The 13,220-nt window shown below is 50.3% G+C and carries 12 protein-coding genes; 1 reads left to right on the plus strand and 11 read right to left on the minus strand.

All coding sequences use genetic code 11. The features are described from left to right. Positions 1-118 precede the first annotated feature (118 nt). The 9 genes from HWI92_RS16395 to HWI92_RS16435 all read right to left on the minus strand — a co-directional run bounded on the left by HWI92_RS16395 (position 119) and on the right by HWI92_RS16435 (position 8,667). Positions 119-397 carry a hypothetical protein gene (locus HWI92_RS16395; protein ID WP_204657265.1) on the minus strand — a complete coding sequence of 93 codons (279 nt, stop codon included), beginning with the start codon at positions 395-397 and terminating at the stop codon, positions 119-121. Next, the gene (locus tag HWI92_RS16400) at positions 394-2,928 is read right to left on the minus strand and encodes an RHS repeat domain-containing protein (RefSeq protein WP_204657267.1); all 2,535 of its coding nucleotides are present in this window, start codon (positions 2,926-2,928) and stop codon (positions 394-396) included. Before HWI92_RS16400 ends, HWI92_RS16395 begins: the two co-directional genes overlap by 4 nt. Continuing rightward, positions 2,904-3,650 (minus strand): DUF6443 domain-containing protein, encoded by a 747-nt coding sequence (locus HWI92_RS16405; protein ID WP_204657269.1) that lies wholly within the window; start codon positions 3,648-3,650, stop codon positions 2,904-2,906. The genes HWI92_RS16400 and HWI92_RS16405 overlap by 25 nt, the downstream gene beginning before the upstream one ends. Before the next feature lie 152 nt (positions 3,651-3,802). Then, positions 3,803-4,582 carry a TIGR00266 family protein gene (locus HWI92_RS16410; RefSeq protein WP_204657271.1) on the minus strand — a complete coding sequence of 260 codons (780 nt, stop codon included), beginning with the start codon at positions 4,580-4,582 and terminating at the stop codon, positions 3,803-3,805. A gap of 50 nt (positions 4,583-4,632) precedes the next feature. Continuing rightward, positions 4,633-4,881: a hypothetical protein gene (locus HWI92_RS16415; protein ID WP_204657273.1), complete on the minus strand. Its 249-nt coding sequence runs from the start codon at positions 4,879-4,881 to the stop codon at positions 4,633-4,635. 100 nt (positions 4,882-4,981) lie between these two features. After that, positions 4,982-6,532 (minus strand): glutamate--tRNA ligase, encoded by a 1,551-nt coding sequence (gene gltX, locus HWI92_RS16420; protein ID WP_204657275.1) that lies wholly within the window; start codon positions 6,530-6,532, stop codon positions 4,982-4,984. A gap of 330 nt (positions 6,533-6,862) precedes the next feature. Beyond that, the gene (locus HWI92_RS16425) at positions 6,863-7,231 is read right to left on the minus strand and encodes a Rid family detoxifying hydrolase (RefSeq protein ID WP_204657277.1); all 369 of its coding nucleotides are present in this window, start codon (positions 7,229-7,231) and stop codon (positions 6,863-6,865) included. A 54-nt stretch (positions 7,232-7,285) separates the two neighbouring features. Then, positions 7,286-7,804, minus strand: coding sequence for an acyl-CoA thioesterase (locus HWI92_RS16430; protein ID WP_204657279.1), 519 nt, complete (start codon positions 7,802-7,804; stop codon positions 7,286-7,288). A 17-nt stretch (positions 7,805-7,821) separates the two neighbouring features. Beyond that, on the minus strand, positions 7,822-8,667 hold the full coding sequence (locus HWI92_RS16435) for an outer membrane beta-barrel protein (RefSeq protein WP_229248128.1): 846 nt from the start codon (positions 8,665-8,667) through the stop codon (positions 7,822-7,824). Positions 8,668-8,765: 98 nt separating this feature from the next. Here HWI92_RS16435 and HWI92_RS16440 point away from each other — a divergent pair, with 98 nt between their 5' ends. Next, entirely contained in the window at positions 8,766-9,842 is a 1,077-nt protein-coding gene (locus tag HWI92_RS16440) for a hypothetical protein (protein ID WP_204657281.1), read from the plus strand. Between the two features lie 58 nt (positions 9,843-9,900). On the opposite strand, the gene HWI92_RS16445 is transcribed toward HWI92_RS16440, so the two are convergent. Both HWI92_RS16445 and HWI92_RS16450 read right to left on the minus strand, forming a co-directional pair. Beyond that, positions 9,901-10,587 (minus strand): head GIN domain-containing protein, encoded by a 687-nt coding sequence (locus tag HWI92_RS16445; protein ID WP_204657283.1) that lies wholly within the window; start codon positions 10,585-10,587, stop codon positions 9,901-9,903. Positions 10,588-10,651: 64 nt separating this feature from the next. Next, positions 10,652-13,210, minus strand: a complete 2,559-nt coding sequence (locus tag HWI92_RS16450; protein ID WP_204657285.1) for a PspC domain-containing protein — start codon at positions 13,208-13,210, stop codon at positions 10,652-10,654. Positions 13,211-13,220 lie beyond the last annotated feature (10 nt).

The raw sequence follows: 13,220 nt of genomic DNA on the forward strand, positions 1-13,220 counted from the left end.
GCTTCTTTTTGATCTCAACAGAATTTCTTTACAAGTAAACCCCGTTTCTGAACCGTATGGGCACTTTACGGGTGGAGTCGACTCTTAGATAAACCTATAAAGGCTCCGCTCCGCCTAGTCAGATCGGATTAATTTCCTGACTTATCGCTCTAAGGATCGATGACAACCTATCTAAGTCAGCACTAGCTACTTGTCTCTTTTCGTTTATCAATTGACTCAGAAAATGCCAATCGTCCGTTAGTGAGCCGACATCCGCTGGCACATCCTTGCTAAAATCTGTCCAGTTATCGCTTCCTATAAGCCAATAACTATCTTCCGATAAATCGATTTCAGAAGGTAGAAAATCCACTATTTTTTGAAAAAAATAGTTCAGTTGCTCTTTTTTTACTTTAATCATTGATTTCTGCGGTCAATTTCCTGATTAATTTTATTTAGCTCCCCTTCTTGCTTCTTTATTTGCTTATTTAATGATTCAACTCGTCCCTGCAAAAATTTTTTAACTGCATCTGCCCCTCCCTTCATCGCTTCTTTTAGCTTGTTTGGATCACTTTTACCAAGTGGATCTGATTTAAAGTCATTTAGTTTTTGCTTATGTTCCGTTATGAGCTTTTCGTAGCTTGATTTAGAACTTTGAAGTTGTTTGTCTGTTCGGTCAGAATATGCATTCGCATTAATCCTTCCTTTGTCATTTTTAAGATTATCAATGGCACTTACGGCGACCTTGTTACCTAGAGCAGCCAAACCAGCCGATCCAGTCGCTACTACCGCCGCCACTGGAATCGCCGCACCGCCACTGCCGCCCACTATGCCTCCTGATGCCGCTATTCCAGCAGCTCCCCCGGCAACTCCGGTTGCTCCAATCACTATTGAAGCATAGTGCCCAACTGTTCTTCCAGCATTGTAGGAATCTACATAGCCAGGCTGGGCAGTCATCGGGTTGCCCCAGCCCATATTTTCATTGATTGCCTGCCCTACACCTGTCAGAAAATCACCAATTCCCCCGCAACATTCCGGCATATCCCCGTTAGGATCACTTCGCAAGATAGGATTATTCCATCCATACTGGTAGACCGAAAGATGTTCCTGCGTTTCGATGACGGGGTCGATCTGGATAAAGCGGCCAATTGTAGGGTCGTAGAACCTGCGGACAAGGTCGATATAACCAGTGCCGACCTGGTTTTCCCGTCCCAGGAAGTTGTAACGGTTGATCGCATTTCTGACGGCGGGCATTTGCACCGGGTTCTTCCGATCTATTTCGAGCCCAAAAGGATAATAATCCGTCCGCTGCAACACATTCCCTTTTTGATCAAAGACTACCCGGACATTCCCCAAATGATCTTTAAGGTAGTACTCAAAGACCAGCTTACCATTCCGCATCACGGCCTGGCCTTCGCTTAAACTAAGCCGATAGAAGTTGTTATTAGCACCCACCTGCCGGTACTCGAAGGCACCTGCGTATTTAAGCGTGATCGTATCTGCGGCATACTTGTGCTTTTCACCACTTGCATCATAATCGTAGACCTGCGTTTTGCCAGCGATGGTGACACTCTTAGGCTGATCAACCTGGTTGTAGGTCAAAGCCGCGCCGCGGGTGCCATCGCTGGTCATGTTCCCGTTCAGATCGTAGGCAAAGGTGCTGCTGCCGGACTTCACCCCGGTGTTACTGGCCGAGTTGTCGCTGACGGCCGAAAGCCGATTGCCGGTGTAAGTATAGGCCAGGTTGTCAGTAGCCGCTCCGGCGCGGTTCAGCGTCTTGATGTTACCGTTCTTGTCGTAAGTGATGCTACTTTCTGTATCGGCATAGCCGTTGATTCCTGTCGAGCCCGTCAGGCGGTTTGCCCCGTCGTAGGTGAAGGTGAGCCCTTTGGTAAAGCTGGCTTCATCGGGGTTGGCCCATTGCATTTGGCTAATGTTGCCGTTGGTGTAGGTGTTTGCTTTCTGGTAGGTGAGCCCAAAGCCAAAGTAGGGCAGCTCAGGGCCGTTTTCGTTTTTCTTGTAGACGGTTTTCCCTTCTGAAAGCCAGCCTCTAATATTGTGGGTGTAATTGGTTTTTCGCAGGTAATGGATGCCGTCTGTGGAATGCAGCCACTTGCTTTGCAGCTGCCCCAAGGCATTGTAGCGCTGGGCGGTGGTGTAAGCCTCGGCTGTACCAGCACCCGCAGTTACTTTTTCTTTCACGTCCAGCAGCCGGTCTGCATGGTCGTAGGTGTAGCTGGCAAGGTGGGTATTGACGATATTGCCCGAAAGTAGCTGCTCGGTTTTTTGCTGGGCAGCTATGGGGGCCAGATCGTACTTGTACTGGGTTGATGCCCGCTCGACAGCGCCAGCGCCCAGCTCATACAGTTCCCGGCTCACCTGGATAGGCCGGTACTCGGTGTCATAGTAGGTCACAGCAGTCAGCCAGCTGCCTAGGTTCCCACTTCCTGAAAGCATCCGGGTGCGGCTGCCGGTCAGCTGTCCTTTTACAGCCGGGTTGCAGGCGGGATAGTAGACAGGGGTATAGGCCAGTCCTGCTGCTTTGGAAAACTGGTAATCATCATAGAAGGTAATGGAAAGCAGATCAGCCTCACTGGCCGTCTTAGGCGCAGTCTTATCCAAAGTATAACCTGCAATGCCTGCATTCGCGCGCTCTTCATGGTGCTGGGTTAAGGCATCCACGATCACTGACCAGTCGGTGCGGGTGGCTGAAGAAGTAATCTCCCCGGAGGCAATGGGCCTGTCCAAAGCATCGTACTTGGTAAAGCCCCACACGCCCCGGCCGAGCTGGCCCGGATCGCGCGATAGTGCCAGCCGGTCATACTGGTCATAGACCAGCTCGGTAGCGCCCTGGCCGGGCACACGTTTGACGATCAGCCGCTGGCGCTCGTCATAGTCGTAGGTGAATGCATGATCAGTGAGCGAGGCTACATCCTGGTAGGCGGGCTGCAAAATGCCCCGCAGCAGGCCCAGATCATCAAAGACGTAGTAGGTCGAAAGGTGCTACCCGCCGCAGCGATCACCTGCCGGCAGATCATTTGTCCCAACAGGTCGGTGAACTCGTTGACTACATTGCCCTGCTCGTCAGTGGTGTTCAAATACACCAGGGTCCCGGGTGCATATTGTCCCACCTGGATGATCTTGTTGGAGGCCACATCATAATCATAGCGGTTGACCTGATTGGCGCTGTTCACCTTGCGCTTGACGATGGAAGCTGCGCTTTTATCGCCAGGCAGCCGCTGGCCTGAGACCCGGCCCAGAGCAGAAGGCTCAAAGAAGGTCTCAGCATATGGCCTTCCCAGATCTGTCCCCAGCAAGCCAGCCGGGTTTGCCGAATACCAGGCCGTGCCGCTGGCAGCGGCATTGGGCTGAAAGGCACCTTTGCCCGAAACCGCATAAGGCAGATACTTCTTAAACAACCTGCCGGCTGCATCGTACTCAGAGGTTTCTACCAAATCCTGGCCCGAAGGGCTCTGGCCAACCAGCACGCGCTGGACAGGCCGGCCCAGCCCGTCAAAGTACTGCACCTGGGTGACGACTTTACTGACATCATCGGGCGCAGCACCTGACTGCTTGAAGGTGCGATGAAGGATGTAGTTGCGGGAGTTCGTCTGCTGGGAGTGGGCGGGAAAGCAGGCCAGCAGGAGGATAAAAACGAAGTAAAATCGCTTCATATGGAGGGATTACCGTTGAAAAAGATTTTTCAAAAACAAAAAATCTTTTTCAACGCCTACAAAGCGATGAGCAAGCGGCAGCACAATTTTCTACCGGTATAAAACAAAAAAGGAGGCATGTAATGCCTCCCGATTTTATCAAATGCTTGTTTCTAATCTTCAAAAAGACTGCCCAGTCCGCCGATCACCGAGCCGCTTTCCTTGCGGGCATTAGGCCCCACAGCCGAAAGCCGCTGGATGAGTTTGGATATCGGCATGGATTGGATCCAGCAACGGCCGGTTCCGCGCAAAGTAGCCAGGAACATCCCTTCTCCCCCGAAAACCATCGATTTCAAACCTCCTGAACGCTGGATATCAAAACTCAGCGACTGCTCAAATGCTACCACGCAACCAGTGTCAATGCGCAGGGTTTCATTGTTGAGCTGGCGCTCCATCACGACGCCCCCGGCATGTACGAATGCCATACCGTCGCCTCTCAGTTTTTGTAAAATAAAACCCTCACCTCCAAACAAGCCTGACCCGAAACGCTGGTTGAAATGGATTTTCATGCTGGTACCCATGGCGGCACACAGAAATCCGTCTTTCTGGACGATCAGCTCGTTACCGTAAATTTTGGAAAGGTCTATCGGCATGATGGTTCCGGGGTACGGAGCCGAGAATGCCACTTTCCTTTTCCCGATGCCGCGGTTTGTAAAATGGGTCATAAACAGCGACTCGCCGGTCAGCATGCGGGTTCCTGCCTGAAAGATTTTACCCATAATGCTCTGGTTAGGCTCTGAGCCATCGCCCATTTTGGTTTCAAACTGAATGCCGTCTTCCATAAAAAGCATGGCACCTGCCTCTGCAATAACAGTTTCGTTTGGGTCGAGCTCAACTTCAACCACCTGGATATCGTCGCCGATAATCCTGTAATCAATTTCGTGAGAGATCATTTCGCATAAGCGTTAAGTTGACGATACATATTGAAAAAGGTCAAAAAAGGCTACTCCTCTTCCTCCTCCGAAGTCTTCCGCTTGGTTTTGCGGGTTTTCCTGCCTGGAATATCCTCCCGGTCGCGGAGCTTCTTATCATCCACATTCTTGTTCAAAAATTCATTGATACGATCCATATCAAAGCTCGTGGTAATTTCCCCGAACGAATTGATCTGAATGTCAAAACCTTCCAGGTCTTTGTGGACCCGCGGCTTCTCCGTGTCCGGGCGGCTTGTATCGGTTGGTTTCTTTTTAGCCATGTGTATGGAAGCTGTGAGACAGCCTGTTTTCAATTGTTACGAAAATATAATACGCCTGCTCTGCATTCAACTCATTTTGACGTGGACGGCACAGGAGGGATTATGCCAGGCGAATCTGGGCAGGCAAACGGTTGAGCGAAGTTTCGAGCCGCGCAATTACCTCGGTTTTCCCAAGAATCTCCATGATGATCATCAGGTCGGGGCCGTGGCCTGCACCTGTGATCGCCAGGCGCAATGCCTGCATTACTTTCCCCATTTTAATACCGAGCTTTTCCATTGTACCCGAAAGTACATGCTTGATATGCTCGGCCGCAAAGTCACCGGTGTCCTCCGCCAGTGCATCCTTAAAACCGGTTATGGCCGTAACTGCCTCCTCGTTCCACTTTTTAACAACAACATCCTGATCGTACTCCTCAGGCGCATGGAACAAAAAGACGGATTCGTCGGCAATCTCATGTACAAAATGCACACGGTCTTTCAGGAGATGCACGATCTGTGCCAGCTGCTTGGCGGACACTTCTATATTGCGCTGCTGAAAAATAGTCCCCAGCTCGCCGGCAACCTGGTCGTCGTCAAGTTGTTTCAGATATTGCTGGTTGAACCATTTTGCTTTCTGGATATCAAACCTTGCTCCAGCCTTGTGTACGCGGTCAAAACTGAATGATTTGACCAGCTCATCCATGCTGAACATTTCCTGCTCAGTACCGGCATTCCAGCCGAGCAAAGCCAGGAAGTTGGCCGTAGCAGCCGGCAGGTATCCCTCTTCCCGGAAGCCCCTGGCTCTTTCGCCGGTAAACGGATCTTTCCATTCGAGCGGAAAAATCGGGAAACCGCCTAAATCCGCATCCCGCTTCGAGAGCTTGCCGTTCCCGTCGGGTTTGAGCAGCAGCGGAAGGTGTGCAAACTGCGGCATGGTACTCTCCCAGCCCAGATATCTGTACAACAAAACGTGCAATGGTGCCGAGGGGAGCCACTCTTCACCCCGGATCACGTGGGTAATGCCCATTAAATGGTCGTCCACGATATTGGCGAGGTGGTACGTAGGCATACCGTCAGATTTCAGGAGGACTTTATCGTCAATTTGTGATGAATGTACCACTACCCAGCCGCGGATCAGGTCGTTAAACCGTACATCTTCCTTGGGCATGATCTTCATCCGGATCACATAGGGATCGCCACTTTCGAGCCTTTTTTTCGTTTCCTCAGCCGAAAGTGTCAGCGAATTGCTCATTTCCAACCGGGTAATCGCATTGTACTGGGCAGCAGCTACCTTGGCAGCTTCGAGCCGCTTGCGCATGGCGTCAAGCTCTTCGGCAGTGTCAAATGCATAATAAGCCTTGCCTTCACTAATAAGTCTTTCAGCATACTCCCGGTACATTTCCTTCCGCTCAGACTGGCGGTAGGGTGCGTGCGGGCCGCCTTGCTGCGGGCCTTCGTCAATCTGTATGCCCAGCCACTGCAATGCTTCCAATATATATGCTTCCGCTCCGGGCACGTAGCGGTTCTGGTCGGTGTCTTCAATGCGCAGCAACATTTGCCCCCCTTGCTGACGGGCAAAAAGATAATTGTACAAAGCAGTTCGCACGCCTCCCGCATGCAGCGGCCCTGTCGGACTAGGGGCAAATCTTACCCGTACTGTTGGTTTGGTCATTTTGATGATTTGATCGAAAGTTGAATTAGAACTGGGGGTTGGGGGGTAGGGGTGGTCAGGTGTTGTCAGGGATTGTCAGGGGTGGTCAGGTGTTGTCAGGGATTGTCAGGGGTGGTCAGGGATTGTCATTTGTTGTCATTGATAGTCATTTGTAGTCATTGGTTGTCATTGGTTGTCATTGGTTGTCATTGGTAGTCATTTGTTGTCATGTATTGTTTTTACACCAAATGACCATCAATGACAATGAATGACCACTCCTGACTAAAACTGACTACCCCTGACCACCCTGACCACCCCTGACTACAAATGACCACAAATGACTATCAATGCCTACTCCACCGCCACGACTGATATCTCAACATTCACATCCTTTGGCAGGCGGGCTACCTGGACGGTTTCGCGGGCGGGTGGGTCTTTGGTGAAAAAGCTGCCGTAGACTTCATTGACGGAGGTAAAATCGTCCATGTTTTTCAGGAAGATGGTTGATTTTACCACATTGGAAAACCCGAGACCTGCTGCCCCGAGGATATGTCCGATGTTTTGCATTACCATGCCGGTTTCGGCTTTGATATCTCCGGAACCGGCAACATCAGCGGCGATCTGGCCGGAGACGTACAGGGTTCCGTTCACCTGCACTGCCTGGCTGTACGGGCCGATGGGTGCAGGTGCTTTATCTGAAAATATGATCTTTTTAGGCATGAGCAATAAAGGATTGTTGTCGCAAAATTACCAAAATATGGAGGCAACAACGATTTATTCTGCCTTAAATAGCGCTCTCAGCTCAGTAGCATCTGCCGGGCTCATGCGCCCTCCAAGCACAAGCCGGAGCTGGCGACGCCTCAATGCACTCAAATAAAGATCATGCTCCTGCTCCGTTTCAGGTTCCAGGCCGGGCACCTCAATGGGCCGGCCGTTCTGATCCACGGCTACGAAGGTGTAAAATGCCCGGTTGGTGCTCACGCGCTCGCCAGCCGGAATATCCTCCGCCCAGACTTCCAGGAATACTTCCATGGACGAGTTGAATGCGCGCGTCACCTTGGCGTTCATGGTCACAATGTTTCCGAGCCGGATCGGCTCTGCAAATGAAACATTATCCACCGAAGCGGTCACAACGATCCGGTTGGAATGCTTCTGGGCTGAGATGGCTGCGCAAATGTCCATCCAGTGCAGCAGCCTGCCTCCCATCAGGTTGTTGAGGGTGTTGGTATCATTGGGTAAAACCATTTCAGTCATGGTTACTTCTGACTGGCGCGGGGATTTCGGCTTTAACATATTGCAGGTTTAAGGGATCAGAATTTCGGGCAGCGCGTTTTTTTTCTTTCCAATGCCTGCTGCCGGTTCCCGATCAGGTAGGTAGCGCGCATTTGTAAAAAAAGATAACTATCCTTGTTTTTGGCACTTCCCCGGTTCCAGCCGGGCTGGCGGGGCTGTTCGCCGATTTCAGGGGCACGGTCGGAGAGCCTTCTGGCCAGGTCGCCGGGCAGCAGATCAGGATTGGGATAAACGGTGCTGACATCGTCAAGATAGTCGGAGTTGACAAAGTTGTTACAAAGCTCTGCACCCAGACTAAGCCTGTTCGTCGTTTTCACAGAGACACCGATTCCGGCAGTAAAAACAAGTGGAAGCCGGCTGTATTTCACCCCTTCCGTCCGTAATGGTGCCAGCTTGTACCATTGGTTATCCAGCTTTGCCTTCGGGTTTAACAAGGTAAAACCGAGTCCGCCGAAGAGATAGGGATTTACTTTGGGTTGATTATTGAAGGAAAAAAGCTCTGCCTGGATCCCAATGTTCAGGTCGGGATTGCGGGTACGGAAAGAAAGGTTGTTCTGGTAGTTTTTGGAATATTTCTGATCAGCGGATACCTGGTAAAACCGGAGCTCGCCGCGTGCACTGACATGTTCGGTAAGGCGGTACAATGCGCCCAGTGAAATCGAAGGGCCCAGGCCCAGGTGCTTCATATTCACCCCGTCCCTCAGGTCGCCGGTATAGTAGGCGATCCCCAGCCCGCCTGTGAGACTCAGTACGCCGAACGGGTTTATGTATTTATGGCCAGACAGGTTTCTTTTTTGAGCCGAAACATTTACGCCCGACAACATCAGCAAGGCCCATAGCAAGGTATAATTTCTCTTCATCATATAGCGCGTCGTTCCGGTTAGTCCATGCAATTTGTAAAAGAAAGCCTTTTATCCCAAATTGTAAGAATACGCAAACTCCGTTCCTGTTATATACAATTATGCAGCATTACTCCTTCCGAAGTATTTTTAAATGGACAATCATTTTCCTTTTCAACACATCTACTTTTTTTTCCTGTACAACCGAAGATCATCCTGAGGCTGCGGCCTGCCGCTACACGGGATTTCAGCGAACCGAAAACAACGGGGACGGATCGGCCAAGCAGCAGTCATACAAAAGTGTGAAACTGGACGAGGAAGGCAAATTAGCGGAAGCGGAGTATGGAATTACATATACCTTCTCGGACAACAATTCACAAGCCGGAGACGTATCGTCCGGGAATGTTCAAAAGTATGTGATGAACTATGATGGAGACGATTTTCTGAAAACCGCAACCCACACAGCTTTCCAAAGCAACAAGAATAAAAGGCGGTTCAGCAGAGGCGACTTTGGGCCATATTATGAAATCAGTGTTGAAACTGTTTCAACAACAAGTTTCGTGTATGAGGCCGGCAAAGTCGTGTCATCATCTACCAAAATTGTTGAAACATTAATCGGCGACAAAGTCAATAAAAAGGTGACTGAAAGCGAAAGCTCGAAAGTATGGAAATACAGCGGGGGCACACTTGCCAGTACCATTGAGACAACTTCATCAGGAGGTGTTTACACCACTGCATTTGCAGCGGACGGAGGCTACACACGATCTAATGCAACAGGTTCAGACGTCACAATTTATGATCCGGTGAGCAGAACCAGGACGATCAAGCTGATCCCTTTTGCAGAGTACACCATTGTTTCTGACGCCAATGGAAATGAAGTTTTTGTAAGAACAGTCAATGCGAGCAATGTTTACACTGATACATTTAAATATGATCAGCAGAAAAATCCTGACTGGCTGATACCGAAGGATTTTAAAGGAATTCCTGAACCGATTATCACAATCCAGACGTCTGCCGGACAAAATAATCTTCAGGAAATTAATAGTGTTAGTACCATCGGCGGATCTGAGCAGCGGTACAATACCAAGGTTTCTTATACTTTCAACAGCTCAGGGTATCCAACCGGGGATACCTGGCAATCGCTGTCATCGTCGGGCTTTGTCCGTACAACAAGCTACATGTACGAAAACTGCCCATAAACACAAAAGCCGGCCCAGGTGACCTGAGCCGGCTTTTGCACGCTTGACAAACGATGGATCACTCCCGCTTTACCGAGCTTGCACCCGAGGTATTTGAATGCACGTCTCTGGCATCGCCGGCATAGCGGATGCTGCTGGCGCCGCTGGCATCAGCGTGGACAGTGTTACTTGCCATGACATGCGCACTGCTGGCACCGGAAGCTTCAATATTGGCGGTTTTGCTTGAAAAATCACGGCCTTTGAAGGACGAAGCCCCCGACACTTCACCATCCAGCACGTCTCCTTTACCGGTCAGTACAAGCGAAGAGGCACCCGAAAGATCAAAGGTCACCTTGGGGGCCGATACTTCCATGGTTACCTGCGAGGCCCCTGAAACTTCAATATCCATACTTTTAACACCTGAGAATGGTGCTACGGTCGCTTTGGACGCACCCGAAAAATCGACACCTTCCAGCGAAGGCATGGTAATGCTGACATTCACCTGCTTGCGGCTTTTGGTCCAGCTGTTGTTGCGGTAACCCAGGTGCAATGTGCCGCCTTTTACAGACGCTTCCAGCTCTTCCAGGTCTTCGCGGCGGCCGCTGGTATGAATGCTGAATTGTTTTCCCTGTTTCACGTCAATCCGGAAGGCACTGCCCATGGACACCTTTGTAAAGCCGGAGGCAGAAAAACTTCTGGTATCCTGGGCATCGCATGCAATGGTGATGATCAGGGCAAAAATGGGAAGTAAGAAAGCTTTTTTCATCGTATTCAAAGATTAGGTTTTTTACAAGAGATGGCGTACCGGTGACAAAAGTTGCACGAGCACGTTATTGCTGTGCATTAATCTTACTGGCGCCATTTGCATTACTGTTCAGCTGCGGAATGTGGCCGAGCTCGATTTTGGAGGCGCCGGATGCTTTTACATCTGCCTGCTCAATGCGCATATCGGTAGCGGTCATTTTGCACGCGCCGCTGGCTTCGAGGTGCGCATTGCGTGCCGAGCCTTTCAGGTACAGTTTGGATGCTCCCGACATATCCACGTCCAGTTCTACCGTTTCCACACTTACCTCTACTTTGGACGCTCCGGAAACATCCACGTTGAGCTTGTTCAGCCCTGTGAAATCAACGATCCGGGCGCGGTTTGCTCCTGTAATGGCAACACCTTCCACCGTGGGCATTGTAATAACCAGCCCTACCCGCTTCCATTTGTTGCTGTCAAAAATGCTGAACTCGTCTTTCCGCTTGATATGCAGCTCACCATCTTCCGTATAAACCGAAAGGTTATCCACGTCCTCCTGACTGTCCGAATCGGCACTGACATTGAACTCGGAGCCTGGCCGCACAATTACTGAAAATGCACCCGCAACCTGTACTTTATTGAAGGTACCAACCGTGAACTGCTTGATGTAGTTGCCTCTTTCGCCCAGGTCCACATTACTGTCTTCATTGTCATAATTGATTGACATATCTTCATTTTCCTGATTTTCCTGATTGCTTTCCGTATTCAGAAACTGGGCAGGAAGGTTGACACATATCAGCCCTGAATCGGGACGCATGGTCCACAGCAGGTTTTTCCATATCACTTCATCGCCTTCCAGGTTGTATTTGGTGAGGGCTTTATGATTGTCTTCCCAATGTGAAAGCTGATAGTAGAAGTCACGCGTGATCCTGAATGTCTTATTATATGGAATGTTCAGGTTAAGATCAATGTGCTGGTCGCGGAATGGTCCCTTTGTGCCCAATGCAGGACCTTCCGCAAAAATCATGAGCGAATCCCTGAATTCAGGATTGTACTGGATACCCTCGGCATTTTTGCGGGCATCTTCTCTTGTTCTTCCTCTTGCATAAATTGTTTTTTCAAGACGCAGACTGTCTGTGGAGGCATTGTACCCCGTGAGCTTGATGCTGGTCCCGATGTTTTCCTCCTCATGATCCTCCCTCCTGTCGAGTGTGAGGGTGCCCTGTGGGAAGGCATAGTAGCTTGTCTGCAATATTTCTCCCCTTTTGGCAAAGTTACGCTGGTAGCTTACGCCACCAATCGTAGCCCCGATGATGCCCACGATCCAAAGTCCCAGGAGGGTCAGCCATACCGAAGCTGTTACAACTCTCTTGTTGGACAACAGGGTAAGTCCCAGCAGCAGGAACGTGATTAAAGGTACTGCTGCCACGAGCAGTCCTGAGAAGACCACCACGCCCGGCAGTTCCTGGAAGATCAGGAATGGAGCAGGCAGATCGTCGAAAGTAGCAAAGCTGGCAAGCCCGAATGCTACGCTGCCCCCAATCAGCAGTCCCAGGAGCGACATGACGGCCATTGCCACAAGCAACACACCAATAAAGATGCGCAGTACTGGCCCTACTCCCCTCAGCAGCTTACCTACTGCCGTAATGATCAGTGCAATCGCGCGAAAAGGAAAGAGCAGGATTTTGGTTACAATATGCTCTTCTCCCGCTTTTTCATCCAGATTAAGGCTTTGCTTGATGTTGGATTCGATATTGGAGAGCGTAATCGGCTCGCCCTGCATTTCCATTTTCTCGGTCAATGTTTTTGCAGCCGGCGCAATCACCCAAAGTACGATGTAAATGATCACACCTGTACCAAACAGCAGGATCGACAATACCCATATAAAACGTACAACACCCAGGTCTACCCCAAAGTATGAAGCCACACCCGCTGCCACACCGCCTACAACCTTACGGTCCGGATCACGGTAAAACTTCTTGATCTTGGCATCTTCTTCCAGGGTAACCGATCCTGGAAAAGCTATCCACATGGCAATGTATACCAGCGTTACAAAAGCTGAAAACGGCCCAAATGCATCTTCCATGTTCAGGTCCAGCATGCCTGAGCCTGCGGGCAGTCCGATTACTGCAAAAAGAAAGGCCAGGCGCACCCAGATCGGATCTATCGTAAAATGGTGCGCAAGTCCTGCCGCCACACCACCAATCAGCTTGCGCCGCAGGTCACGAAAAAGCTTTCTGGGAGCTGCTGATGTCCGTGGGGCCTCCGTTTTGGGCGGAAAAGGCGCTGCAGAAGGTTCCTCACGGGGAATCTGCGTGTGGGTATGAGCAGTCCTCGCTGCGGTTTCCAGCGGATCGGCAAGGATATCTTCGGCTTGTTCAATGGCTTCAAAATCAGCCACGGTACCCATCGCCGCAATGAGCTCGTCTACGTCGGCCAGGGATATTACCTGCTTGTTTTCGGCTTTTTGTTTGTTGTAAAAACGTTCTGCAATCCTGCTTTCAATGTCTGAGATGATTTCTTTGCTGTCGGCAAAAGAAGAGAAGTAGCGCTGCACGGACGAAAGGTAAACTTTCAATTTCTCGTAGCCATCCTCTTCGATATGGAATATGACGCCGCCTATATTAATGCTGATGGTCTTTTTCATGATTGAAATA

It is taken from the genome of Dyadobacter sandarakinus (assembly GCF_016894445.1).
GTDB classification, from domain to species: Bacteria; Bacteroidota; Bacteroidia; order Cytophagales; family Spirosomataceae; genus Dyadobacter; species Dyadobacter sandarakinus.

Bases quoted from the DNA above. Each gene is read 5' to 3' on its own strand.
- HWI92_RS16395 (WP_204657265.1), bottom strand. From the start codon at position 397: ATGATTAAAGTAAAAAAAGAGCAACTGAACTATTTTTTTCAAAAAATA.
- HWI92_RS16405 (WP_204657269.1), bottom strand. From the start codon at position 3,650: ATGAAGCGATTTTACTTCGTTTTTATCCTCCTGCTGGCCTGCTTTCCC.
- HWI92_RS16410 (WP_204657271.1), bottom strand. From the start codon at position 4,582: ATGATCTCTCACGAAATTGATTACAGGATTATCGGCGACGATATCCAG.
- HWI92_RS16415 (WP_204657273.1), bottom strand. From the start codon at position 4,881: ATGGCTAAAAAGAAACCAACCGATACAAGCCGCCCGGACACGGAGAAG.
- gltX (WP_204657275.1), bottom strand. From the start codon at position 6,532: ATGACCAAACCAACAGTACGGGTAAGATTTGCCCCTAGTCCGACAGGG.
- HWI92_RS16425 (WP_204657277.1), bottom strand. From the start codon at position 7,231: ATGCCTAAAAAGATCATATTTTCAGATAAAGCACCTGCACCCATCGGC.
- HWI92_RS16430 (WP_204657279.1), bottom strand. From the start codon at position 7,804: ATGTTAAAGCCGAAATCCCCGCGCCAGTCAGAAGTAACCATGACTGAA.
- HWI92_RS16435 (WP_229248128.1), bottom strand. From the start codon at position 8,667: ATGATGAAGAGAAATTATACCTTGCTATGGGCCTTGCTGATGTTGTCG.
- HWI92_RS16440 (WP_204657281.1), top strand. From the start codon at position 8,766: ATGCAGCATTACTCCTTCCGAAGTATTTTTAAATGGACAATCATTTTC.
- HWI92_RS16445 (WP_204657283.1), bottom strand. From the start codon at position 10,587: ATGAAAAAAGCTTTCTTACTTCCCATTTTTGCCCTGATCATCACCATT.
- HWI92_RS16450 (WP_204657285.1), bottom strand. From the start codon at position 13,210: ATGAAAAAGACCATCAGCATTAATATAGGCGGCGTCATATTCCATATC.